The sequence below is a fragment of the Mycobacterium neumannii genome, assembly GCF_048452905.1.
In the GTDB taxonomy this organism is placed as follows: Bacteria; Actinomycetota; Actinomycetes; order Mycobacteriales; family Mycobacteriaceae; genus Mycobacterium; species Mycobacterium neumannii_B.
This window is the reverse complement of sequence record NZ_JBCGVF010000008.1, coordinates 972-23,278: the sequence shown is the minus strand read 5'-3', so window position 1 is coordinate 23,278 and position 22,307 is coordinate 972. Positions and strand designations below refer to the sequence as shown.

Here is a 22,307-nt window from a genome sequence, read left to right as displayed (position 1 = left end):
CGTCTGGCCCTGATGTGATTGCGTAACTTCAGCGCAACATTCGGTTGACGACCGTGCAACATCGTGTCCTTAGCGTCAACGCGCGAGTTACTGGATAAAGGAGACAACTCAGTGGCAGAAAAGACGGCCGACGACATTCTCAAGCTCATCAAGGACGGGGAAGTCGAGTACGTCGACATCCGATTCTGTGATCTGCCCGGCGTCGTCCAGCACTTCTCGATCCCGGCTTCGGCCTTCACCCAGGACGTCTTCGAGGACGGCCTGGCCTTCGACGGCTCGTCGGTCCGCGGCTTCCAGTCGATCCACGAGTCCGACATGATGCTGCTTCCGGATCCCGAGACCGCACGCATCGACCCGTTCCGCGCCGCCAAGACGCTGAACATGAACTTCTTCGTGCACGATCCGTTCACCCGCGAGGCCTACTCGCGCGATCCCCGCAACGTCGCACGCAAGGCGGAGAACTACCTGGCCAGCACTGGCATCGCCGACACCGCGTACTTCGGCGCCGAGGCCGAGTTCTACATCTTCGACTCTGTGACCTTCGACTCGCGGATCAACGGCACCTTCTACGAGGTGGACTCGGAGTCGGGCTGGTGGAACACCGGTGAGCCGCTGGAGGCCGACGGCAGTCCCAACCGCGGCTACAAGGTCCGGCCGAAGGGCGGCTACTTCCCCGTCGCGCCATACGACCACTACGTCGACCTGCGTGACCAGATGGCGACCAACCTGCAGAACGCGGGCTTCGTTCTCGAGCGTGGCCACCACGAGGTCGGCACCGCGGGCCAAGCCGAGATCAACTACAAGTTCAACACCATGCTGCATGCGGCCGACGATGTGCTGTTGTTCAAATACATCATCAAGAACACCGCGTGGCAGGCCGGCAAGACGGTCACGTTCATGCCCAAGCCGCTGTTCGGGGACAACGGATCCGGTATGCATGCGCACCAGTCGCTGTGGAAGGACGGCCAGCCGCTGTTCCACGACGAGTCCGGCTACGCGGGATTGTCCGACCTCGCCCGCCACTACATCGGCGGAATCCTGCACCACGCGCCGTCGCTGCTGGCGTTCACCAACCCGACGGTGAACTCTTACAAGCGTCTGGTGCCGGGTTACGAGGCGCCGATCAACCTGGTGTACAGCCAGCGCAACCGGTCGGCGTGTGTGCGTATCCCGATCACCGGCAACAATCCGAAGGCCAAGCGTCTCGAGTTCCGCTGCCCGGACAGCTCGGGCAATCCGTACCTGGCGTTCGCGGCGATGCTGATGGCAGGCATCGACGGGATCAAGAAGAAGATCGAGCCGCTGACGCCGGTCGACAAGGACCTCTACGAGCTGCCCCCGGAAGAGGCCGCCAACATCCCGCAGGCGCCCACCTCGCTGTCGGCGGTCATCGACAAGCTCGAAGAGGACCACGACTACCTCACCGAGGGCGGGGTGTTCACCGAGGATCTGATCGAGACCTGGATCTCCTACAAGCGGGAGAACGAGATCCTGCCGATCCAGATCCGGCCGCACCCGTACGAGGTTGCGCTGTACTTCGACGTGTAACCGAACCGGGTAAACATCAGTCGACACTTCGGGCCGGGCGAGTCAAATCGCCCGGCCCGAAGTGCGTCTGCGCGTAGGGTAAACGCGCATGACGTCCACTTTCGATGCCCGTCTTGCCAGATACTCCTCACCTGTTCTGAGCATCTTCCGGATCATCTTCGGTCTGCTCTTCACGCTGCACGGCTCGATGAAGCTCTTCGGCTGGCCCCTCGGTGCTGCCGTACCGGTCGGAACCTGGCCCGCGTGGTGGGCCGGACTGATCGAATTCGTGGCGGGCCTGCTGATCACCGTCGGTCTGTTCACACGGATCGCCGCGTTCATCGCCGCCGGCCATATGGCCGTCGCGTACTTCTGGATGCACTGGCCGCCGCTGGAAGGCCCGGCCGCCAGCTTCTGGCCGTTCGATGCGCAGATGGGCGGCAACGGCGGCGAGGCGGCGATCCTGTACTGCTTTGCGTTCCTGTTGCTGGCGACGACGGGGGCGGGTGCCTGGTCGGCCGACGCTCGGCGCCGCACCCGAGTCGGTGCCGCGGCGCCCGGACGCGTGGTCACCGGCACAGCCGCACCAGCCACCACTGCTGCGCCAGCCGCCACCGCTGGGCCGGTTCGGCGTCGCGGTCTGCTGAGCCGCTTTCGGCGGTGACGCGCAGATGCGCGGAGGACTTCTGGCGGCCGCGGTAGCGGTCGCGACGGTGACGAGCATGCTCGGCCCGGCGGCCTCGCCGGCCGGTGCCCAGAACGCGCGCCTGGTCGTCATCACCACCGGCGGCACGATCTCGACGAGCACCGACGCCAGCGGTGTGCGGCGGCCGACCCTCGGCGGTGAGGAGCTCGCGGCCGGGCTGGACGTCGAGATTGTCGATCTGATGCAGAAGGACAGCTCGCAGCTGACCCCCGCGGACTGGGACGCGATCGGCGGTGCCGCCAAGGACGCGGTGGCCAACGGCGCCGACGGCGTGGTCATCACGCACGGCACCGACACCATGGAGGACACCGCGATGTGGCTGGACGTCACGTACCGCGGTGGCCCGCCGATCGTGTTGACCGGTGCGCAGCGGTCCTCCGACGCCCCCGACGCCGACGGGCCCAAGAACCTGCGGGACGCACTGACCGTCGCGGCCAGCCCGGCCGCTCGCGAGCAAGGTGTGTTGATCGCGTTCGACGGCACCGTGTTTCAGGCACTGGGCACCCGCAAGGTGGACACCGCGATTCTGTCGGCGTTCGCGGGCGCACCGATCGGCACGGTGGGCGGCGACACGTTCACCCTGACCCAGCCGGCGCGACGCCCGTTCATCGCCGAGGTTTCCGCGGGCAACGCGCCGCGCGTCGACATCGTCGCGGCCTATCCGGGCGATGGGCCAGGACCGATCGACGCCGCCGTCGCATCGGGTGCCCGCGGAATCGTGGTGGAGGCGTTGGGTTCCGGGAACGCCAGCGAGGGCGTGGTGGACGCGGTCCGTCGGCATGCGCCTGCCGGCGTCGCGTTCGCGATCTCTACCCGCGTTCCGAACGGTCCCGTCGAAGCCGCGTACGGACCCGGCGACGACATGGTCAAGGCGGGAGCGGTAATGGTGCCGAACCTTCGGCCCAGTCAGGCCAGGGTGCTGGTGATGGCGGCGCTGGCCGCGGGCCAACCGGTGGGCGATGTGATCGCTCGCTGGGGCTAGCTGTCGAGCCGAAGATCCTTGCGGAACCGCTTCATCCCGTCGATCTTCTCGGCCAACGAAGCCTGCGGGCCAGCGTAGAACATCCACGGCATGGTGATGATGCCGGTGATGCCGCCGGCCTCCGCGCGGTCGAAGTGATCAGGGGTGAACGCGTCGGTCAGCGGGGTCAGCACCTCGAAACCGTCCATGGGCAAAGCGTTTTCGGCGCGTAGCTCGCGCAGCTTGGCGACGCGTTCCAGGGCACGGTCGGTGGTGATCAGGTCGCCGATCCAGCCGTCGTGGCGCGCCGCGCGGCGAAGCGCGATGTCGGAGAGCCCGCCGACGTACACCGGGATCGGCGGCGGTGTCGGCTCCATCTCCAGCTTCGGCGTCGTGTAGAACTCCCCGTCGAACTCCGTCCAGCCCGGTTTCCAGAGTTCCTTCATCAGGTCGAGCATCTCGTCGGTGCGCTTACCGCGCCGCGCGAACTGCTGACCCATCAGCGTGAACTCTTCCTCGCACCAGCCGACGCCGATGCCGAGTTCGAGTCGGCCGCCCGCCAGGACGGCCGCCGTGCCGATCGCCTTCGCGGCCGAGTACGGGTCGCGCATCGCGGGCAGATACACGGTGGTGACGAACCGCGACCGTGACGTGACGAGGGCCAGCCCGCCGATCAGCACCCACGGATCGGGCCAGTCGGTGAACGCCTCCCAGCGCCTGCTGCCGTCCTTGGTGTAGGGGTACGGCGTCTCCAACGTCTCGAGGTTGACGACGTGATCCGGGATGCCGAGGCCTTCGTAGCCGAGATCGTCTGCCGCCTTGGCGATCTCGACGACCTCCGCGGTGTCGAGGAAAGCCAGGCTGACATAGAACTTCATCCGGCGTCCCTCGCCCACGCCGGCTGGATGAACACACCTTCAGCCTCCACCGTGGGCCCCTGTGCGTCGAGCAGATATCCGCGGGCGAACGTCTTGACCCCCTCGGACCGTTCCACGAACGCCTCCGCACGCAGCGGTCCCAGCGGTGTGCCGCGCAGATAACGCAGCGAGATCGTGCCGGTGAACTTCGGCTGGGTCAGACCGTCGCTGGCGGCCTCGCCCAGCAGATGGTCGAGCACCAACGCGCAGATGCCGCCGTGCACCCACCCCGGCGGCCCCTCATAGGCCCCGCTCAGCGTGAACTCACTCCAGCAGCGACCGTCCGGTTCGTGGTGGATCACCATCGGCGGTGCGATTGCATTACGCAGTCCCACAGCGGGATTAGCCCACGCCAGCGGACGGCCGGTGGCCTCGTGCCGCAGGGTCGAGGACACCGGTCGCTGTGTGCTCTCGAGGATCTGTGTGGCGGCCTCGATCTTGGCCTGAGCATCCGCGACGGCCGATTCGTCGATCTCGGTGTGCAGGCTCGCATAGATCAGTCGGCGCACCGCCTCGGTCAGCGGACCGTACAGCGCGCGCTGGCGCTCGTACTCCTCGTCGGTGATCACATCGAACCCGAAATCCATGCTCATCGGTTGTGCCTATCCACTATGTCTCGCCACCGAAAACCTTGCGCACGACGGCTTTTGCCCGCCTTGTCACCCTCAGGTAGTTGTCGAGGAACTCGCCTCCGTCATCGCTGTCCCAACCGGCGGCCACCGCCACGGCGTTGAGCTGGCGCCCCGGCCCTGGCAGCTGATCGGTCGGCTTGCCGCGCACCAGCACCAACGCGTTACGTGCCGCCGTCGCGGTCAGCCAGGCCTGACGCAGCAGTTCGACATCGCCCTCGGCGATCAGCTCGGCGGCGCCGATCGCGTTCAGCGACTGCAGCGTCGACGTATTGTGCAGCGCGGACACCTTGTGCGCGTAGCGCAACTGCAGCAGCTGCACCGTCCACTCGATGTCGGTGAGGCCTCCGCGCCCGAGTTTGGTGTGCGTATTCGGATCGGCTCCCCGCGGCAGCCGTTCGGCGTCCACCCGAGCCTTGATCCGCCGGATCTCCTGCACCGCTTCGGCCGACACCCCGCCGGGTGGGTAGCGAATCTTGTCGATCATCAACAGGAACCGCTCCCCCAGGTCCAGATCGCCTGCCACGCGGTGGGCCCGAAGCAGCGCCTGCACCTCCCACGTCTGCGCGTAGCGCTCGTAGTACGCCTGATACGAGGACAGGGTGCGCACCAGCGGACCGTTGCGACCCTCCGGCCGCAGGTTCGCGTCGACCTCCAGCGGCGGATCCGAACTCGGTGTCCCTAGCAGAGACCTCACCTGCTCGGCGACCGTCACCGCCCACTTCACCGCGGCCGATTCCTCAACGCCCTCTTCGGGTTCGCACACGAACATCACGTCGGCGTCCGAGCCGTAGCCCAGCTCGCCCCCGCCCAGCCGGCCCATACCGATCACCGCGATGCGGGCCAGCGGACCCTTGTCGGTTGTCTGGGCGCGGATCACCGCGTCCAGCGCGGCCTGCAGCACTGCCACCCACACCGAGGTCAGCGCGCGACACACCTCGGTGACTTCGAGCATGCCGAGCAGGTCGGCCGAGGCGATGCGCGCGAGCTCACGCCTGCGCAATGTACGCGCCGCCGCGATCGCCCGCTGCGGGTCGGAATACCTTGCGGCCGAGGCGACCAGCGCGCGCGCCACCGCGTCGGGTTCGGCGTCGAGCAGCTTGGGCCCGTCGGGGCCGTCGGCGTAGGACTGGATGACTTCCGGGGCCCGCATGAGCAACTCCGGAACGTAGGCCGACGTGCCGAGGACCTGCATGAGGCGTTTGGCGACGGCGCCCTCGTCGCGCAGCGTCGCCAGGAACCCCCGCTGTTCGGACAGCGCATCGCTGATGCGGCGGTAGGACAGCAGCCCCGCATCGGGGTCGGGGGTGTCCGACAGCCAGTTGAGCAGCGTCGGCAACAAGACCTGCTGCACGCGCCCGCGGCGGGCACTGCTCCCCGTCAGGGCGGCCAGGTGTGTCAATGCGCTCTGCGGGCCTTCGTAGCCCAGTGCGGCCAGCTGCCGTTCGGCGGCCGCCTGCGTCATACCGTCGGAAATGCTCAGCGCCGGTTGCCCGACGGATTCCAGAAGCGGTTGGTAGAACAGCTTTTCGTGCAACCGCGACACCCGTAGGCTCTGGCGCTTGAGCTCTTCGCGCAGCATGCCAAGCGCGTCGCGTGTGCCGTCGGGCCGCACATGTGCGGCTCTGGCCAGCCAGCGCAGCGACTCGTCGTCGTCCTCGTCGGGAAGCAGGTGGGTGCGCACCATCCGCTGCAGCTGTAGCCGGTGCTCGAGCAGTCGCAGGAATTCATACGACGCGGTCAGGTTGGCGGCGTCGTCGCGCCCGACGTATCCGCGTTCACCGAGTGCGGCCAGCGCGGCCACCGTCGACGAGACGTGCAGGCGCTCGTCGTTGCGGCCGTGCACCAATTGCAGGAGCTGCACGGCGAATTCGACGTCGCGCAGCCCGCCGGTGCCCAGTTTGATCTCCCGCGACCGTTGCCCGGCGGGTACGAGTTCCTCGACCCGCCTCCTCATCGCCTGCACCTCGGGGACGAAGTCCTCGCGCTCGCTGGCCGTCCACACCATCGGCATCAGGGCGTCGACGTAGGCCTGACCGAGCTCGGGGTCGCCCGCGGCCGGCCGCGCCTTCAGCAACGCCTGGAACTCCCACGTCTTGGCCCAGCGCTCGTAGTAGGCGACGTGCGAGTCCAGCGTGCGCACCAGCTGGCCGTGTTTGCCTTCGGGCCGTAGCGCGGCATCGACTTCGAAGAACGCGTCGGCGGCGAACCGCATCAGCTCGCCCGCCACCCGGGTCGCCAACGCGTCGGCGGGCTCGGCGACGAAGATGACGTCGACGTCGCTGACGTAGTTCAGTTCGCGCGCACCGCATTTGCCCATCGCGATGATCGCGATCCGGGGCGGCGACTCACCCCCGGTCGTCTTGATCGCGAGGTGCAGCGCGGCGGCCAGTGCCGCGTCGGCGAGGTCCGACAGGTGCTCGCCGATGGTCGGGAAGGGCAGGACCGGTTCGTTCTCCACTGTCGGCGCCAGGTCCAGGCTGGCCAGCACCAGCACCCGGTCGCGGTAGAGCTTGCGCAGCGGCTGCAGCGCGGTCGACGTGTCGGATGCTTCGTCGGCCAGCGCGACGAACATCTCGCGCAGCGTGTCGCGGGTCGGCAGGGCGACGTCACCGGCGAGCAACCGCCAGTTCTCCGGAGTCGCGATGAGGTGGTCCCCGAGGGACAACGAGGAACCCAGCAGGCTGAACAGCCGGCCCCGCAGGCTTTTGTCGGTAAGCAGAGCCCGGTTGAGTTCGTCCCAGCCATCGCCCAACGCCTCGGCCAACCGGACCATCGTGCGCAGCGCGGTGTCGGCATCGGGGGCACGCGACAGCGACCACAGAAGCTCCACGTGCGCGTCGGTGTTCCAACCCAACAGATCGAGTTCTGCGGGCGCGGTGGGTTCGACGAGCCCCAACCGGCCTGCGCTCGGCAGCTTCGGACGCTGCGTCGCTGGTTTGGCCACGCCTAAAAGGTAGCGCAGCACCTATGTCGGCTAACCACCTACAGAGACAGATAGGCCTTCAGCTCGAACGGTGTGACGTGGCTGCGGTAGTTCTCCCACTCGGCGCGCTTGTTGCGCAGGAAGTAGTCGAAGACGTGCTCGCCCAATGCCTCCGCGACGAGTTCGGAGTTCTCCATCTGCTCGAGCGCGACGCCGAGGCTGCCGGGAAGCTCCTTAAAGCCCATCGCGCTGCGCTCTTCGGGGGTCAGCGTCCACACGTTGTCTTCGGCCTCGGCAGGCAGCACGTAGCTCTTCTCGATACCGCGCAGCCCCGCGGCCAAAAGCACCGCGAAGGTCAGGTAGGGGTTGCACGCCGAGTCGGGGCTGCGCACCTCCACGCGCCGCGACGACGCCTTGCGCGGGGTGTACATCGGCACCCGCACCAGCGCCGAGCGGTTCGCCGCACCCCAGGACGCCGCCGTCGGCGCCTCACCGCCGTGTACGAGGCGCTTGTAGGAGTTCACCCACTGGTTGGTGACGGCGCTGATCTCCTTGGCGTGTTCGAGGATCCCGGCGATGAACGACTTGGCGACGTCGGAGAGCTGCAGCGGGTCGTCGGGGCTGTGGAACGCGTTGGTGTCGCCCTCGAACAGGCTCATGTGCGTGTGCATGGCCGAACCGGGATGCTCGGCGAACGGCTTGGGCATGAACGACGCCCGCACCCCGTCCCCGAGCGCGACCTCCTTGACGACGTAGCGGAACGTCATCACATTGTCGGCCATCGACAGCGCATCGGCGTAGCGGAGATCGATCTCCTGCTGGCCGGGCGCGCCTTCGTGGTGGCTGAACTCGACCGAGATGCCCATCTGCTCGAGCGCGTCAATGGCGTGCCTGCGGAAGTTGGGCGCCGAATCGTGCACGGCCTGGTCGAAGTAGCCGCCGTTGTCGGCGGGCACGGGCGGGGTGCCGTCGTCCTCGCCGGGCTTGAGCAGGAAGAACTCGATCTCCGGATGGACGTAGCAGGAGAACCCGAGATCGCTGGCCTTGGCCAACTGCCTGCGCAGCACGTGACGCGAGTCCGCCCACGACGGGGAGCCGTCGGGCATGGTGATATCGCAGAACATCCGGGCCGAATGATGTCGGCCCGAACCGTCGGCCCACGGCAGCACCTGGAAGGTGGACGGGTCGGGGCGGGCCACCATATCGGCTTCCGAGACCCGGGCGAAGCCCTCGATCGACGAGCCGTCGAACCCGATCCCCTCTTCGAAGGCGCCTTCGAGTTCGGCCGGGGCGATCGCGACCGACTTGAGGTATCCGAGCACGTCGGTGAACCACAGCCGGACGAAGCGGATGTCGCGTTCCTCCAGCGTGCGCAGCACGAATTCCTTCTGCCGATCCATGATCGCAGCGTAGGCACCGGCTGTTAAATCGGTGTTACACGGCGGCTGCGTTCGTGGGGTTCATCAACAGATGAGCGCGTCGCCGGTGCCATGATCGTGCGCATGGTCCTGTTCGAGCAGCCATGGCCCGACGGCGAATTTCGGTTCTTTCAGCTCGGCCATGTCGTCGACGACGTCCTCGCCGCGGCTGCCGCGTGGGCCCGCACGTTCCGGGTCGGCCCCTTCCAGGTGCTGCCCGTCGTCGAACAGCACGTCGAATACGGTGGCGAAATCCGCACCGTCCGACTCCAGGTAGCGGTCGCGCAGGCTGGTCCGGTGCAGATCGAACTGATCCAGCAGCACTGCGACACTCCGAGCATCTACTCGGAGTGGAGCCGCGGGGGGACCAGTTCCATCCATCAGATCGCGACGCTGACGACCGATTATGACGCCAAGACGGCACACTTCGCGGCGCTCGGCTATCCGCCGGCAGCGCAGAGCATGGGTGGCGGATTCCGGGTGGCCTATATCGACACCGTCGCCGACTTCGGGTTCTACACCGAGGTCGTGGAGGCCCCACCCACCTTCCTCGACCACCTGCGCGCCATCTCCGACACCTGCGCGGGCTGGGATGGCAGCGACCCGGTGCGCATTGTGACCCGCGACGGCTACCGCGTGCCCGATCCCAGTGGCATCGGGTGAGCATCTGGCAGGATCCACCGCGTGACGGCTGCCGACGAGACCGCCTCCCTCACCGATCTGACGGGCCCGCTGGCCGGGAGCGCGCTTCAGACGTCGGTGCTCGCATCGCTCGACGCACTCGAACGCGCATTGGATCTCGAGCCGTTGGGCGACAACCGGTTCCGGGCGGGTAACGAGCGCGATCGCTTCGGCCGCATTTTCGGTGGCCAGCTGCTCGCGCAGGCCGTATCCGCGGCCTCGCGCACCGTCGACGAGCATTTACCGCACTCCCTGCACGCTTACTTCGTCCAGACCGGCGCCTCCGACACCCCGGTCGACATCGCGGTCGACGTCGTCCGGGACGGGCGGTCGATGGCGACGCGACAGATCTGCATCGCCCAGGGCGACCGGACCCTGCTCACCGCTCTGGTGTCATTCCACAGCAACGCAGCCGAACCCGAACTCGACCACACGCCCGACCAGACCCCCGCGCCCGAGGAGATGCCGCTACTGCAGCACTGGGTGCACCGGGCGCCGCCGCACCTGAGACCGAGGGTGCAGAACTGGATCGACGTCCCGCCCGCGCTGGAGATGCGCATCGCCGAACCGACGAACTTTCTGGGCGGCGGGCAAACGCCGCAACCCCGGTCGCACTGGATGCGATTGCCCCGGCCCATCGCCGACGAACCCGCGTTGCACACGGCGATGCTCGCGTATGCGAGCGATTACCTGCTGTTGGACATGGCATTACGCAATCACCCGCACCCCACCGATTACGCCTCGATCGCGGCGGTCAGCCTCGACCACTCCCTCTGGCTGCACCGGCCCGTCCGCTTCGACGAGTGGCATCTGTACACCCAGCAAGCGGTGGCGCTCAGCGGCCACCGCGCGTTGATTCGTGGGTCCATCCGGGACGCCGTGGGTCGCGCGGTGGCGAGCACGTCACAAGAGGTGCTGATCCGGCCGATTCCCGGGGGCTAGCACTTCAGGCCCTGCGGCGGAGGGATCGAATCGACGAGGAAGTCGACCACCGCTGCATCGACGCAGGCGTCGCCGCTGAACACCACGGTGTGCTGGGTGCCCTCGAAGGTGATCAGGCGCGCATCCATCTGGCGGGCCAGGTCGACGCCGGCCTGGTACGGCGTCGCCGGGTCGCGGGTGCTGGAGACGACGACGACCTTGCCGGGCCCCGGTGACGAAGCGGGGTGCGGCGTCGACGTCGGCGGCACCGGCCACATCGTGCAGACGTCGCGCGGTGCGGACCCGGTGAACCCGCCGTAAGACAGAAACGGCGCGACCTCGCGGACCCGGCGGTCCACTTCGGCCCAGGCTGCGGAATCAGACGGATACGGAGCATCGACACACCCGATCGCGGTGAACGCATCCTGCTGGTTGGTGTACCGCCCGGACCCGTCGCGGCCCTGGTAGTCGTCGGCGAGTAGCAACAGGTCTCCCGCGTCGGTTCCGCGCTGCAACCCGAGCAGACCGCTGGTCAGGAGCTTCCAATAGCGCTGCGAGTAAAGGGCGTTCACTGTTCCGGTGATCGCGTCCTGGTAGCTCAGCCCGCGCGGGTCGGAGGTGCGGCCGGGCTGCTGCACAAGCGGGTTGACCAACTGGTGGTAGCGCTCGACGAACCGCGCCGGGTCGGTCCCCAGCGGACACCCGGCCGACTTCGCGCAGTCCTTGGCATAGTCGTTGAACGCCGTTTGGAAACCGGCCATCTGACGGATCCGGCCCTCGATCGGATCGGCCAGTGGATCGACCGCACCGTCTAGCACCATGGCCCGGACCCGTTCGGGGTAGCGCTCGGCGTATGCCGCTCCGAGGCGCGTGCCGTAGGAGAACCCGAGATAGCTGATCTCGTTCTGCCCCAACGCTGCCCGGACGACGTCCATATCGCGGACCGCGGTGGCGGTGCCGACGTTCGCCAGGAAGTCGACACCCATGTTGTCGACGCACGACCGGACGAACTGCTCGTGGAGGCCCTCGATGTGCGCGACGCCTGCCGGGCTGTAGTCGGCAAGCGGTTCGCGGCGGAAGGCGTCGAACTCGGCGTCGGTGCGGCAGCGCAGCTCCGGGGTGGAGTGCCCGACGCCGCGGGGGTCGATGCCGATCAGATCGAACCGGCTGGCGATCTCCGAGCCGGCCAGCGCGGCGCCCATGCCCACGACGGTGTCGACGGCCGACGCCCCCGGCCCTCCGGGATTGACCACAAGCGCACCGATCCTGTCGCCGCTGGCCGGTATGCGGATGACGGCCAAACGCGCTTGTGCACCTTCGGGTTTGGCGTAGTCGACGGGCACCGACACCGTTCCGCAGCGCGCGGTCGGGATCGCGTTCGCCTTTGTCGCGTCGGGGACGAAGGACTCGCATCCGCTCCACACCGGCGGCTGCCCGTATGCCCTGGTGGCCTGGCCTTGAGGTGACGCCGAACCCACCGGGCAGGCGACGAGGGACACCAGCGCAAGCGCCGACACCATCCGCCCCACCCGCCACATGGGTGACATGGTTCCACGCCGACCGCGCGGCGTCGTCACCCGCGATACAACGGTGACCCGGCTGTGATCAGTCCGAGGAGCAGGTGGTGTCGGGCGGCGGCAGCGTCAGGTCGACGAGGTAGTTGGCCGCGATGTCGTCGACGCAGTTGTTGCCCTGGAACACCACGGTGTGCTGGGTGCCCTGGAACGTCACCAGAGTCCCACCCAGTTGCTTGGCCAGCTCCACACCTGCCTGGTACGGCGTCGCGGGATCGTTGGTCGTCGACACCACGAGCGTCGGGGGCAGCCCCTCCACCTGGAGCTCGTGCGGTTCGCTCGTCGGCGGCACCGGCCAGAACGCGCACGTGCCCAACGGTGCGTGCCCGGTGAACTCGCCGTAGCTCATGAACGGCGCCGCCTCGCGCACCCGCCGGTCCTCCTCGACGACCTTCGCGCGGTCGGTGACGGCGGGCTTGTCCACGCAGTTGACCGCGACCCGCACGTCGGTCGAGTTGTTGTAGTGGCCCTGCGCGTCGCGGCCCATGTAGAGATCGGCCAGCGCGAGCATGGTGTCACCGGCGCCCCGCTCCATCTCGCTGAGCGCCTGCGTCAGGTGCCGCCACAGGTCCGGCGAGTACAGCGGCAGGATGGTCCCGACGATGGCGTCGGAGTAGCTCAGCCCCCGCGGATCCCGCGTTCGCAGCGGCTTTTCCACCAACGGGTCGACCAGGCTGTGGTAGACGTCGTTGGCCTTCGCCGGGTCGGTGCCCAGCGGGCAGGCGGGGTTCTGCGCACAGTCGGCGGCGTAGTCGTTGAACGCGGTCTGGAAGGCCGCGGCTTGGCGGACGTTGGCCTCGGTGGGATCGGCGTTGGGATCGACCGCCCCGTCGAGGACCATCGCGCGCACCTTGTCCGGGTAGTTCTCGGCGTAGGTGGCGCCGATGCGGGTGCCGTAGGAGTAGCCGAGGTAGGTCAGTTTCTCGTCACCGAGCGCTTGGCGCATCGCCTCGAGATCCTTGGCCACGTTGACGGTCCCGACGTTGGCGAGGAACTCCTTGCCCATCTTGTCCTCGCAGCGCTGGACGAACTCCTTGGTCTCCTTCTCGATCTCGGCGACCCCCTCCGGGGAGTAGTCGACCTGGGGTTCGGCGCGCAGCCGGTCGTTGTCGGCGTCGGAGTTGCACCACAGCGCCGGGGTGGAGTTCGCGACGCCACGGGGATCGAAGCCGACGAGGTCGAAGCGCTGGCGCACCGACTCCGGCAGCGAGCCGACGATGCTCGCGGCGGCCTCCACACCGGACTCCCCCGGCCCCCCGGGGTTGATGATCAGCGAGCCGATCTTGTCGCCGGTGGCCTTGAACCGGACCATCGCGATGCGGGCGACGTCTCCGTCGGGCTCGTCGTAGTCGACTGGGACCGACAGCATGCCGCATTCGGCGTCGGCCGGAATCCGCGACTCGTCGGACTGTTCGGTCTGGCATTTGGCCCATTCGATCGGGGTGCCTGGTGGCGGCACCGCGACGACGGCGCGGCCGTCGACCACTTGGCTGCATCCGGTGGCCGCGAGCAGCACAGTGGTCGCGAAGACCCCGATCTTGGCGTTCATGGCTCAACATGCTGCCATGAACCCTCATCGCCGCTGGCTAGGGCGCTATCGCGTGGCGGCCAACAGCTCGTCGAGGGCGGCGGAGAAGTCGTCGGCCATCTCCCACAGGTCGGGCAGCAACTCCGGGCAGGACACGATGCCGACGTTCAGCGACCCGGTCAGCGACATCACGGTGATGTTGAGACCCGACCCGTGGAAGATCGGCCCGAGCGGATACATCGCCTTGGCCTCGCAGCCCAGGTAGTACAGCGGCACCTGCGGACCGGGAACGTTGGAGATGACGAGATTGTGCACCGGCCGCGCGCCGCTCAGCCGACTCGAGGCGTAGACGCGCATCGCGACACCGAACACCGCCGGGGCGGCGAACTGTGTCCAGTCCTGCAGCAGAGTCGCCCCGATCGCCGAACTATGTTGTTTGGCAACCGAATTCGCCTCGGCGATTGATTTCAGCCGGGCCGCCGGATCTTCGATGTGGGTCTCCAGCCGCGAGAACATCCCCGACACCTGGTTGCGCCCGGGCCGGTCGGACTTGTCGTGGACGGAGACCGGCACCATCGCGACGAGGGAGTTCTGCGGCAGTTGGCCGCGGTCGGCGAGGTACTTGCGCAGCACGCCGGAGACCAGCGCCATCACCACGTCGTTGACCTTGACCCCGAAGTGGTTCTTGACGGTCTTGATGTCCTCGAGATCCAGTTGCGCGAACGCGACGTTGCGGTGCCCGGTGACGTTCATGTTGAACACCGTCCTCGGGGCGGCGAACGGCGGCGCCATCGAGAGGCCGGAGCGGGCGCGACGGACCGTGTCGACCACCGAGGAGACGGTCATGGGCACCGCGCTGGCCAGCTTCAGCGGCCGGGTGGCGAACTTGACCGCACCGGAGACCGCGATCTCCAGTGAGCTCGCGTCGCCGGAACCGTCGACGGGGTCCGGTGGTGGCGCGTCGGGTTCGGTGCTGCACAGCTGCGACATCATGCTCGCGCCCGTGACGCCGTCGACGCCTGCGTGGTGCACCTTCGTCATCACCACTAGACGCCCGCCGTCCTGCGGGTTGGTTCCGTCGATGTTCTCGATCACCCACTTCTCCCACAGCGGGCGGCTGCGGTCGAGCGGCAGCGATGCGATATGTCCGCAGATCTCTGCGAGCTCGCGGGGGCCGCCAGGCGCGGGCAGGCCGATGCGATGCAGATGGCGGTCGACGTCGAAGTCCTTGTCCTCCACCCACACCGGATGGTCGAGGTTGAACCGGCTGTCGGCCAGCTTGTCGCGGAACTCCGGCATCGCCTTGATCCGCATGTTCAACTCGTCCCGGAACCGGTCGAACGTGTAGCCGCCGGGCATCGTCGAGGTGTCCAGTTCGAGGATCGAACACACATGCAGCGGCTGCTGCGCGGTCTCGAGGTACAAGAAGCTGGCGTCGAGTCCGCTGAGCCGTTGCATGTCGGAATGCTATGCCCGGTGACGGCGGGTGTGAGCAAATCCACTCAACAGGCCTTTCAACATCTCGCGCACAGAGTGGCAGACTGAGGGGCGTCAGCGAACCCGGGGACCGATTTCGGCCTCGAGGATTCGACCCGATCCACCCAATTGGGGGACAACGATGTCTGAGCAGACCGTATACGGGGCTGCCGAGGCCAAACCACGCATGAAGGTCCGCACCCTGCACCTCCAGAAGTGGAAGGCCGAAGGCCACAAATGGGCCATGCTCACGGCCTACGACTACTCCACCGCCCGCGTCTTCGACGACGCTGGCATCCCGGTGCTGTTGGTCGGCGATTCGGCCGCCAACGTCGTCTACGGCTACGACACCACCGTGCCCGTGTCGATCGACGAGCTGATTCCGCTGGTACGCGGCGTCGTGCGCGGTGCGCCGCACGCGCTGGTCGTGGCCGACCTACCGTTCGGCAGCTACGAGGGCGGGCCCCAACAGGCACTGGCCACCGCGACCCGCTTCCTGAAGGAGACCGGTGCGCATGCGGTCAAGCTCGAGGGCGGCGAGCGCGTGACCGAGCAGATCGCAACGCTGAGCGCGGCGGGCATCCCCGTGATGGCCCACATCGGCTTCACCCCGCAGAGCGTCAACGGTCTGGGCGGCTTCCGGGTCCAGGGCCGCGGCGACGCCGCCGAGCAGACCATCCACGACGCCATCGCCGTGCAGGAAGCAGGCGCGTTCTCCGTCGTCATGGAGATGGTGCCCGCCGAACTGGCCACTCAGATCACCGGCAAGCTGACGATCCCCACCATCGGCATCGGCGCCGGCGCGAACTGCGACGCGCAGGTGCTGGTGTGGCAGGACATGGCCGGTATGACCAACGGCAAGACCGCGAAGTTCGTGAAGCGCTTCGGCGATGTCGGCGGCGAATTACGCCGCGCCGCAGAGCAATACGCCGACGAGGTGGCCAGCGGGGTGTTCCCCGCCGACGAGCACTCCTTCTAGGCGAACTCGGCTTTTCGCTTGGCCAGGAAGGCGTCGACGCCTTCTCGGCCGTCGTTGGAGACAGCGCGGGCGGCGATCAGCCGTCCCTCGAGTTCCATCTGTTCCTCGAGCCCGTTGCCGAACGTTCCCAACAGCAGCTGCTTGACCCCACCGTTGGAACCGGCCGAGGTGGCCGCCATCTGATCGGCCAGCTTCGAGGCCCGGTCGGCCAGTTCGGCGTCGGGGACCACCTCGGTCACCAGGCCCCACTGCGAGGCCTCCTGGGCCGTGAGGGTGCGGTTGGTGAGCATGAGTTCCTTGGTCTTGGTGATCCCGATGAGCCGCGGAAGGTAGTAGGACGCGCTGCCGTCGGGGCTCAGGCCGACGCGGGTGTATGCCATCGTGAACGATGCCGACTCGGCGGCCAGCACAAGATCGCCGGTCACCGCGAGCGAGAACCCCGCGCCGGCCGCGGTGCCGTTGACGGCGGTGATCACGACCGCGTTCATCCGGGCGAACGTCGAAATCGCCCGGTGCAGATCGTCGGCGACGCCCTTGATATGCGCGCCGCGATCCGGCGCCGATGCGAAGTCCTTCAAATCTCCACCGGCGCAGAAGAACCGGCCCGACCCGGTGAGCACCACGACCTTGGTCGCATCGGTGTCGCACTGCTTGGCGGCCGCGGCCAGCTCACGAGTCATGGTGCCGTTCATGCCGTTTGCGGCATCCGGCCGATTCAGCGTGATGCGGGCGATGGCACCGGTCTGCTCGAAGGTCAGAGTTTCGTATTCGGTCACAGAGGGACACTATCTTCTTCGTCCTCGGCATCCGTCCCCCCGGTGTTCACCTGCATGTGGCAATCTGTCTCGCACCATGGGCAAATCCAGCGACAAGTCCACTCGGCATCTGGAGGTCGAGCGCAAGTTCGACGTCGGCGAATCGACCGTGTCACCGTCGTTCGAAGGGTTGTCGGCGGTGGCCCGTGTCGAAGGATCGCCTGCGCACCATATGGAGGCGGTGTACTTCGACACCCCCGATCACGACCTCGCGGCGCGGCGCATCACGCTGCGCAGGCGCACCGGCGGGCCTGACGAAGGATGGCATCTCAAACTCCCCGCGGGATCCGACGCCCGCACGGAGGTCAGGGAGCCCCTCGGCGATGAGAACGAGGTGCCCGAGGCGCTGCGCGACATCGTGATGGCCATCGTGCGCGACCATCCGCTGCGTCCCGTCGCGCGAATCTCGACCCGGCGCACCGTCAACATGCTCTACGGTCCCGACGGGAGGCCGGTCGCGGAGTTCTGCGACGACCAGGTGACGGCGTCGGCCGAACCGGGCGGCCCGGAGCAGGCGTGGCGCGAATGGGAACTCGAACTTACCGACGGCGCCAACCGGGAACTGCTCGACCGACTGTCGAACCGGCTGATCGACGCCGGCGCTGAAGCCGCGGCCAGCGGTTCGAAGTTGGCGCGGGTGTTGACGGAATCGTCAGCGCCGGAGACTGCCTCCGCATCGAGCGACGCCGTGCACCGTGCGGTGGCCGAACAGGTCGAGCAGCTGATCGAGTGGGACCGCGCAGTGCGCGCCGACGTGCCGGACTCGGTGCACCAGATGCGGGTGACGACGCGCAAGATCCGCAGTCTGCTGCAGACCTCCCGGGATGCGTTCGGCATCTCCGACGACGCCTGGATTCTCGACGAGCTCAAGCAACTGGCCGCAATTCTGGGAGTGGCGCGCGACGCAGAAGTGCTGGCCGAACGCTACGAGGAGGCCCTCGACGAGCTGCCGGCGGAGTTGGTCCGCGGGCCGGTGCGGGAGCGGCTGGTCGACGGGGCCAACCGACGCTATGCGGCCGGGCTGCGCCGGTCGCTGATCGCCATGCGTTCGCAGCGTTACTTCCGGCTGCTCGACGCGCTCGAAGGGCTGGTCGCCGCCGGGCCGGCGCTGTCGCAGGACGAGGACGAGCGTACCCAGGCGACGATCGACGCGGCCTACAAGCGGGTGCGCAAAGCGGCGAAGGCTGCTGCCGCCGCCGAAGCCGACGACGACAAAGACGAGGCGTTGCATCGAATTCGTAAGGGCGCCAAACGTCTTCGCTACACCGCCGCGGCGACCGGCGAGTCCAAGGTCTCGGATCGAGCCAAGAGCATTCAGTCGCTGCTCGGTGACCACCAGGACAGCGTCGTCAGCAGGACCCACCTCAGTCAACAGGCCGACGCCGCGCACGCCGCGGGCGAGGACACGTTCACGTACGGTCTGCTCTTCCGGATGGAGGAGGAGCTCGCGCACCGCTCGCGCAAGCAGTTGGACGGCGCGCTCAAGAAGCTTGCCAAGGCGGTGCGCAAGGCACGCTGACCCCCAAGCGGCTCGCCCGGCCAGGGGGCGGATGAGTTGGCCTGTAAGCCGGATTCTGTCCCGCACCACCGCGGCTGACCGCGGCGGCGAGGTGGCGACCATCCATCTGGACACACCGTCGCCGGGTGCCTCGAGCGGCCTACCCGCAGGCTCGGGCGAGCAACCCTCGGGCGCCTGCGCGGCCGCAACCAGGTTGCGGCCTTCTTGGCCTTGCTTCGGGTGGGGTTTGCCTAGCCACTCCGGTCACCCGGAATGCTGGTGCGCTCTTACCGCACCGTTTCACCCTTACCTCCCCGAGTCCGAAGACCCGGTGGTGGCGGTCTGTTTTCTGTGGCACTTTCCCGCGAGTCACCTCGGATTGCCGTTAGCAATCACCCTGCTCTGTGAAGTCCGGACTTTCCTCGAAATCCAGGTGAACCTGGATCCCGCGGCCGCCCAGCCAACTCATCCGCGGATTCAACGTACTGGGTGTCGCCGCTGTTCCGCGAGTTCGACATACTTGGCGCATGGCGCAGGTGCCTCCGGCGCGCTATCTGCTGCGCCAAGGATCTGGTGGACGCGCGGTACGCCGAGGCGATCACGGTCGACGACCTCGCCGCGGCCGCCGGGCTGTCGCGCGCGCACTTCAGCAGGATGTTCACCCGCACCTTCGGCGAGACGCCGCGGGCCTACCCGCAGACCCGCCGCCTGGAACGCGCGGCCGCGCTGCTGCGCTACACCGACCGCTCGGTCGCCGATATCTGCGTGATGGTGGGGCTGCAGAGCGTGGGGTCGTTCACCAGCAGCTTCGCCCGGGTGTACGGGCTGCCGCCAGCCGCGTACCGCGCGAGCCTTCCGCTGGCGGCCGTCCATGCCCGGGTTCCGAGTTGCATCCTCAAACGCGACACCCGGCCGCCCGCCGACAGCCGCGTGCCCAAGACAGCACACGGGGAGAAGACGAAGAACGCCGGACGGCCGTAGCGTCAAGCCATGATCAGAATCGCAAGCGCCCACCTGTGGGTGCATGACCAAGAAGCCGCACTGAGGTTCTGGACCGAGAAGGTCGGTATGGAAGTGCGGCAAGATGTTTCGCTGCCCGATGTCGACGGCATCTTTCGATGGCTGACTGTCGGACCGCCGGGCCAGGACGACGTGTCGATCGTGCTGATGGCCGTACCCGGTGAACCGGTCATGGACGAGCCGACCCGTAAGCAGGTACTGGACCTGACCGCTAAAGGTTTCGCGGGCACCGTGTTTCTCACGACGGAGAACTGCCAGGCCTCCTACGAGGAAATACGTTCGCGCGGAGTCGAGTTCACGGAGGAACCCCACGAAATGCCCTACGGCATCGACTGTGGATTCCGCGATCCGTCGGGCAACGACGTGCGCCTGACCCAACTTGCGGACATCTCGGCCATCACGGGGTAGCGCACGTGCGGACCAGCACCGCTGCGGTCGCCTCGGCTGCCTTCTTCGTGGTCGCGCCCGGCACAGTCGTCGGGGTCGGCCCGTGGTTGATCACGCGCTGGGAGCTTTCCGACGCTCCGGCGTGGCGCGTGGTGTTGGGCGGGATCGTGTTCGTCGCCGGCCTGATCCCACCCATCCACGCGTTCGCCGAATTCGTCAGGGCAGGCGGCACACCCATGCCCGTCGCGCCGACCCAGCGGCTGGTCGTGACCGGGTTCAACCGGTTCGTCCGGAACCCGATGTACGTCGGTCTGATCGTCGCGATCCTCGGCCAGGCAGTGCTTTTCGCCAACCTGTGGCTGGTGTTGTATGCCGCGATCGCATGGGCAGTCACCGCGTCGTTCGTGCGATGGTACGAAGAGCCCACCCTGGTGCGGACCCATAGGGCGCAGTACGAGACGTACGGTGCAAACGTGCGCGCGTGGATTCCTCGGATGACCCCGTGGACGCCACCGTCGTAATGTCCCCGTCGTAACGCCTTAGGCGGACGTCAACCGCGAGGCCAAGTCGAGCGTGGCGCCGGGCCCGCCGGCGGGGCGGGACTGAGGTTCGCGCCAGGGACCTGCGAATTCTGCCAAGCCGCGATGCACAGTCCGATCCGACCCGGTTTACACCAGCCGCCGGTGCCCGAGACCCCCAGTGAGGTCTGGGACTGATCCCAGCACACCCCGGTGCGCTGGTCCCACACCTCGCCGGCCGTACATTGCGCAAGCGCCGCAGGCGCGGTCAAGAGGGACGACGAGATCAGCACGGCGCTGCACACCGAAGCCAACAGGGCGGCTGGAGCCGATGTCCGGATTCTCATATCGATGCGTCTCCGTCGGTAAGCGGGGTCCACGGGTCTCGGATGCCGGTGATCACGACGGCGGCCTGATGGTCGTCTGTTCATCGATCACCTTGATGGCATCGAGCACCACGCTCTGCTCGCCCTCAGGACTGTCCGCATTCAACTGAAGGACGAACAAGCCGTCGGCAGCCGGCACGACGACCGTCTTCTGAGCGACGAATCGCGGCTTGCCGTTGTCCATGAAATTGCCGGCGAACGAAAGCGAGTCGAAGCCGTCGAAGGAACTCCTCGTCGGTTCTCCCAATGGTTTGAACTCGGCCATGTCCTCCAGTTGCTCCGGTGCGTACTCGAAGATTTTCGCAGCGTCGACGTTGCCGGTGAGTTTGGAGGCGATCGCATACATGTCGGGCGGATCGTTGGGGTCCTTGGGGGTGTCGTAGACGATGGCTCCGTAGGCCCACTCCGGCGTCGCCTCCCCCGCATCGCTCCATTGGGGTGGAATGGGGAAATCGAAATCGGGGGTTCCCGGCTCACCCGGTTTGATCGGCGTCTCCGCGATCCCGTTCTCGGTGATGTACTCGTTGATCGTGTCTTCGTCGTCGGCCTGGGGGCTGGGTGCGGCCGACGTACCGGTCGTGCTCGTCGCCGACGTCGTTGTCGTGGCTGCGGTCTCATCGCTGGAACCACAGCCCACAAGCCCAAAGCTCAGAGCAACGGCGCAGAGACCAGCCGTCGTTCCTACAGGGAGATTTTTCATCGACTCCTGTCTCCTACGGTCGCGTGTCCGAAACACGAGGCAAGATCTGGACACGAGCTTAGAGCCGCGGAGACCGAATATTGGCAGGTTCATCAATTTCATGATCAATCGGCCTGCCGGCAAGATGCGCGTGACGCCGAGTTCAGAACGGCGGTGGCTTGTAATTCGCGGCGAGCCACGCCTGATGTTGGCGTTGCTCTTCGGCGATCAGTTCGCTGCGTCGCCGTCGTTCGGTGTCGATGCGTTCACGGCGCACCTGTTCGCGGGTTTGCCTGCGGCGCGGCATCATCGCCATCCGCTCGGCGCTAACGCTCGGTGGCGGTTCCCCGACTTCGAGCACTCCGGTGGGTTGGCGCAGCACCGGGAACATGCTCGCCCCGTGGGGTTCGGATCGGTACTGGTGTCCGGTCGGGGCGGTGAGAACGACTGTACCGTCAGGCAATTGTTCTTCCCGCCAGCCACCGCTGCCGCTGTAGAACGTCTTGATCAGGTGATGAATGCGGCAGTAGTGCTTGGTGTTCGACGGATGCGTCGGGCCGTAGGGCCACGGCACCGTATGGTCCACATCGCAGCCCCACACCGGTTTGTCACATCCAGGCCAGCGACACGTCATGTCGCGCCACTGCAAGAACTCAGTCAACCTGGCGCCGGGACGATACCCGGCGCGCGCAGCGTCATCGGCCGAGGGCACGATCACCGGCTTGAGTTCAGCGTTGCGCGCCAGCTCACGCACCGACTCG

Annotated in this window: 18 protein-coding genes, 1 other RNA gene and 2 pseudogenes; 10 read left to right on the top strand and 11 right to left on the bottom strand. The window is 67.3% G+C overall.

Features of this window, described 5'->3' with window-relative positions; translation table 11 throughout:
• The first annotated feature begins 111 nt into the window (after positions 1–111).
• The 3 genes from glnA (AAHH99_RS22795) (at position 112) to AAHH99_RS22785 (ending at position 3,215) form a co-directional block, all read left to right on the top strand.
• Complete coding sequence (gene glnA, locus AAHH99_RS22795) at positions 112–1,548, top strand: type I glutamate--ammonia ligase (RefSeq protein WP_418770761.1); 1,437 nt, start codon at positions 112–114, stop codon at positions 1,546–1,548.
• Between the two features lie 88 nt (positions 1,549–1,636).
• The gene (locus AAHH99_RS22790) at positions 1,637–2,191 is read left to right on the top strand and encodes a DoxX family protein (RefSeq protein ID WP_418770760.1); all 555 of its coding nucleotides are present in this window, start codon (positions 1,637–1,639) and stop codon (positions 2,189–2,191) included.
• 58 nt (positions 2,192–2,249) lie between these two features.
• Positions 2,250–3,215 (top strand): asparaginase, encoded by a 966-nt coding sequence (locus AAHH99_RS22785; RefSeq protein WP_418771099.1) that lies wholly within the window; start codon positions 2,250–2,252, stop codon positions 3,213–3,215.
• Here the strand turns inward: AAHH99_RS22785 and AAHH99_RS22780 are convergent.
• The 4 genes from AAHH99_RS22780 to glnA (AAHH99_RS22765) are packed head-to-tail and all read right to left on the bottom strand — an operon-like array spanning position 3,212 to position 9,066.
• Positions 3,212–4,072 (bottom strand): TIGR03619 family F420-dependent LLM class oxidoreductase, encoded by an 861-nt coding sequence (locus tag AAHH99_RS22780; RefSeq protein WP_418770759.1) that lies wholly within the window; start codon positions 4,070–4,072, stop codon positions 3,212–3,214. The genes AAHH99_RS22785 and AAHH99_RS22780 overlap by 4 nt on opposite strands.
• Positions 4,069–4,704 carry a PaaI family thioesterase gene (locus tag AAHH99_RS22775; protein ID WP_418770758.1) on the bottom strand — a complete coding sequence of 212 codons (636 nt, stop codon included), beginning with the start codon at positions 4,702–4,704 and terminating at the stop codon, positions 4,069–4,071. The genes AAHH99_RS22780 and AAHH99_RS22775 overlap by 4 nt, the downstream gene beginning before the upstream one ends.
• 16 nt (positions 4,705–4,720) lie before the next feature.
• Positions 4,721–7,687, bottom strand: a complete 2,967-nt coding sequence (locus tag AAHH99_RS22770) for a bifunctional [glutamine synthetase] adenylyltransferase/[glutamine synthetase]-adenylyl-L-tyrosine phosphorylase (protein WP_418770757.1) — start codon at positions 7,685–7,687, stop codon at positions 4,721–4,723.
• Positions 7,688–7,725: 38 nt separating this feature from the next.
• A complete protein-coding gene (glnA, locus tag AAHH99_RS22765) occupies positions 7,726–9,066 on the bottom strand; it encodes a type I glutamate--ammonia ligase (RefSeq protein WP_418770756.1) in 1,341 nt (446 codons plus the stop codon).
• Positions 9,067–9,168: 102 nt separating this feature from the next.
• Here glnA (AAHH99_RS22765) and AAHH99_RS22760 point away from each other — a divergent pair, with 102 nt between their 5' ends.
• A complete protein-coding gene (locus AAHH99_RS22760; protein WP_418770755.1) occupies positions 9,169–9,747 on the top strand; it encodes a VOC family protein in 579 nt (192 codons plus the stop codon).
• A gap of 21 nt (positions 9,748–9,768) precedes the next feature.
• Positions 9,769–10,707 (top strand): acyl-CoA thioesterase, encoded by a 939-nt coding sequence (locus AAHH99_RS22755; protein WP_418770754.1) that lies wholly within the window; start codon positions 9,769–9,771, stop codon positions 10,705–10,707.
• Here AAHH99_RS22755 and AAHH99_RS22750 read toward each other — a convergent pair.
• Genes AAHH99_RS22750 through AAHH99_RS22740 form a run of 3 tightly spaced genes read right to left on the bottom strand, consistent with a single transcriptional unit; the run spans position 10,704 to position 15,246 of the window.
• On the bottom strand, positions 10,704–12,233 hold the full coding sequence (locus AAHH99_RS22750; RefSeq protein ID WP_418770753.1) for an alpha/beta hydrolase: 1,530 nt from the start codon (positions 12,231–12,233) through the stop codon (positions 10,704–10,706). The two genes, AAHH99_RS22755 and AAHH99_RS22750, sit on opposite strands and share 4 nt — an antisense overlap.
• 58 nt (positions 12,234–12,291) lie before the next feature.
• Positions 12,292–13,809: an alpha/beta hydrolase gene (locus AAHH99_RS22745; protein ID WP_418770752.1), complete on the bottom strand. Its 1,518-nt coding sequence runs from the start codon at positions 13,807–13,809 to the stop codon at positions 12,292–12,294.
• A gap of 45 nt (positions 13,810–13,854) precedes the next feature.
• On the bottom strand, positions 13,855–15,246 hold the full coding sequence (locus tag AAHH99_RS22740) for a WS/DGAT/MGAT family O-acyltransferase (RefSeq protein ID WP_418770751.1): 1,392 nt from the start codon (positions 15,244–15,246) through the stop codon (positions 13,855–13,857).
• 160 nt (positions 15,247–15,406) lie between these two features.
• On the opposite strand from AAHH99_RS22740, the gene panB reads away from it, so the two are divergent.
• Positions 15,407–16,243: a 3-methyl-2-oxobutanoate hydroxymethyltransferase gene (panB, locus tag AAHH99_RS22735; RefSeq protein ID WP_418770750.1), complete on the top strand. Its 837-nt coding sequence runs from the start codon at positions 15,407–15,409 to the stop codon at positions 16,241–16,243.
• Here the strand turns inward: panB and AAHH99_RS22730 are convergent.
• Positions 16,240–17,019, bottom strand: a complete 780-nt coding sequence (locus tag AAHH99_RS22730; RefSeq protein WP_418770749.1) for an enoyl-CoA hydratase/isomerase family protein — start codon at positions 17,017–17,019, stop codon at positions 16,240–16,242. The genes panB and AAHH99_RS22730 overlap by 4 nt on opposite strands.
• A gap of 76 nt (positions 17,020–17,095) precedes the next feature.
• Here AAHH99_RS22730 and AAHH99_RS22725 point away from each other — a divergent pair, with 76 nt between their 5' ends.
• Complete coding sequence (locus AAHH99_RS22725; RefSeq protein ID WP_418770748.1) at positions 17,096–18,577, top strand: CHAD domain-containing protein; 1,482 nt, start codon at positions 17,096–17,098, stop codon at positions 18,575–18,577.
• Between the two features lie 28 nt (positions 18,578–18,605).
• On the opposite strand, the gene rnpB is transcribed toward AAHH99_RS22725, so the two are convergent.
• Positions 18,606–19,024, bottom strand: an RNA gene (gene rnpB / locus AAHH99_RS22720) — RNase P RNA component class A.
• Between the two features lie 59 nt (positions 19,025–19,083).
• Here rnpB and AAHH99_RS22715 point away from each other — a divergent pair.
• The 3 genes and pseudogenes from AAHH99_RS22715 (at position 19,084) to AAHH99_RS22705 (ending at position 20,484) form a co-directional block, all read left to right on the top strand.
• Positions 19,084–19,537 (top strand): annotated as a pseudogene (locus AAHH99_RS22715) (helix-turn-helix transcriptional regulator).
• A gap of 9 nt (positions 19,538–19,546) precedes the next feature.
• Positions 19,547–19,984, top strand: coding sequence for a VOC family protein (locus tag AAHH99_RS22710; RefSeq protein WP_418770747.1), 438 nt, complete (start codon positions 19,547–19,549; stop codon positions 19,982–19,984).
• 5 nt (positions 19,985–19,989) lie between these two features.
• On the top strand, positions 19,990–20,484 hold the full coding sequence (locus AAHH99_RS22705) for a methyltransferase family protein (protein WP_418770746.1): 495 nt from the start codon (positions 19,990–19,992) through the stop codon (positions 20,482–20,484).
• A 396-nt stretch (positions 20,485–20,880) separates the two neighbouring features.
• On the opposite strand, the gene AAHH99_RS22700 is transcribed toward AAHH99_RS22705, so the two are convergent.
• Both AAHH99_RS22700 and AAHH99_RS22695 read right to left on the bottom strand, forming a co-directional pair.
• Positions 20,881–21,504, bottom strand: coding sequence for an LpqN/LpqT family lipoprotein (locus AAHH99_RS22700; RefSeq protein ID WP_418770745.1), 624 nt, complete (start codon positions 21,502–21,504; stop codon positions 20,881–20,883).
• Between the two features lie 205 nt (positions 21,505–21,709).
• A pseudogene (locus AAHH99_RS22695) lies at positions 21,710–22,240 on the bottom strand (HNH endonuclease); the annotation flags it as partial.
• Positions 22,241–22,307: the final 67 nt, after the last annotated feature.